Annotated in this window: 2 protein-coding genes; both read right to left on the bottom strand. The window is 64.9% G+C overall.

Going from position 1 to position 1,598, the window contains the following annotated elements; genetic code table 11:
• Nucleotides 1-998: V-type ATP synthase subunit B (locus KM295_RS05765; RefSeq protein ID WP_256028974.1), on the bottom strand; the 998-nt coding region annotated here is incomplete at its 3' end.
• A 3-nt stretch (nt 999-1,001) separates the two neighbouring features.
• A partial coding sequence (locus KM295_RS05770) for an ATP synthase beta subunit C-terminal domain-containing protein (RefSeq protein WP_472924544.1) occupies nt 1,002-1,598 on the bottom strand: 597 nt, incomplete at its 5' end.

Genomic DNA, 1,598 nt, shown 5'->3' on the forward strand with positions numbered 1-1,598 from the left:
TAGATCTGGCCCTCGGTAATGTATCCCGTCAGGTCCGGGATCGGGTGGGTGTCGTCGTCGCCCGGCATCGTGAGGATCGGGATCTGGGTGACCGACCCTTCCCGGCCCTCGATCCGGCCGGCACGTTCGTACAGCGTCGCGAGGTCGGTGTACATGTAGCCGGGGTAGCCACGCCGGCCCGGAACCTCCTCGCGGGCCGCGCCGATCTCCCGGAGCGCCTCACAGTAGTTGGTCATGTCCGTGAGGATGACCAGCACGTGATAGCCCTTGTCGAAGGCCAGATACTCGGCGGTCGTCAGCGCCAGCCGCGGCGTGACCGTCCGCTCGACGGCGGGGTCGTCCGCGAGGTTCATGAAGACGACCGACCGCTCCAGTGCGCCGGTGCGCTCGAAGTCGTCCATGAACTCGTTTGCCTCCTCCTGGGTGATGCCCATCGCGCCGAAGATGACGGCGAACTCGGAGCCCTCCCCGCCTTCCGCTTCCTCCTCGGGAACCGAGGCCTGCCGGGCGATCTGGAGCGCCAGATCGTTGTGCGGCAGCCCGGAACCGGAGAAGATCGGCAGTTTCTGGCCGCGGATCAGCGTGTTCATGCCGTCGATCGCCGAGACGCCGGTCTGGATGAACTCGCGGGGATACTCCCGGGCGGTCGGGTTGATCGCCGCGCCGACGATCTCGCGTTCCTCGTCCGGCTCGATTTCGGGGCCGCCGTCGATCGGTTCGCCCGATCCCGACAGGACGCGCCCGAGCAGTTCCTCCGTCAGCGGCATCTGGAGCGTCTCGCCGAGGAACCGAACCGACGAGTTCCGGTCGATGCCCGAGGTTCCCTCGAACACCTGGATCGCGACGAACTCGGAGGTCGATTCGAGCACCTGGCCACGGCGGGTCTCGCCGTTCGGCGTCTCGATTTCGACCATCTCGTCGTAGCCGACCGGCTCGTCGATCTCGGCGAACACCAGCGGACCGCTGATCTCCGTGATTGTCTTGTATTCTTTCTGCATGGTTCAGTAGAGCTCCCGGAGTTCGTCCTCGATCTCCGATTTCAGCTCATCGATATAATCGTCGTACGCTTCTGCCGTGTTCATCCGGTTGAGCCGTGCGGCGGCGTCGACGTCGACGATCTCCTCGACGGGAACGCCGGCCTCGAGCGCCTCGAAAGCCTCGTCGTTGAAATGCCGGATCGCCGTCAGCATGAGGTAGGTCTTCTCGGGCTCACAGTAGGTATCCACGTCGTGGAAGGCGTTCTGCTGGAGCCATCCCTCACGGATATACCGGGCGACCTCGAGGGTGAGCTGTTGGTCGTCGGGCAGGGCGTCCTTGCCGACGAGTTGGACGATCTCCTGGAGTTCGGTCTCCTCGTCGAGGACGTCGACGGCCCACTGTCGGATTTCGGGGTACTCCTCGTCGACGTTCTCGCGCCACCACGGATCGAGCTGTTCGGTGTACAGCGAGTACGATTCGTTCCAGTTGATCGAGGGGAAGTGTCGCCGTTCGGCCAGGTCCGCATCCAGCGCCCAGAAACACGTCACGATACGCAGGGTGTTCTGGGTGACCGGCTCCGAGAAGTCCCCGCCCGGCGGCGAGACGGCCCCGATCGCCGA

Source organism: Natronomonas aquatica (assembly GCF_024449025.1).
GTDB classification, from domain to species: Archaea; Halobacteriota; Halobacteria; order Halobacteriales; family Haloarculaceae; genus Natronomonas; species Natronomonas aquatica.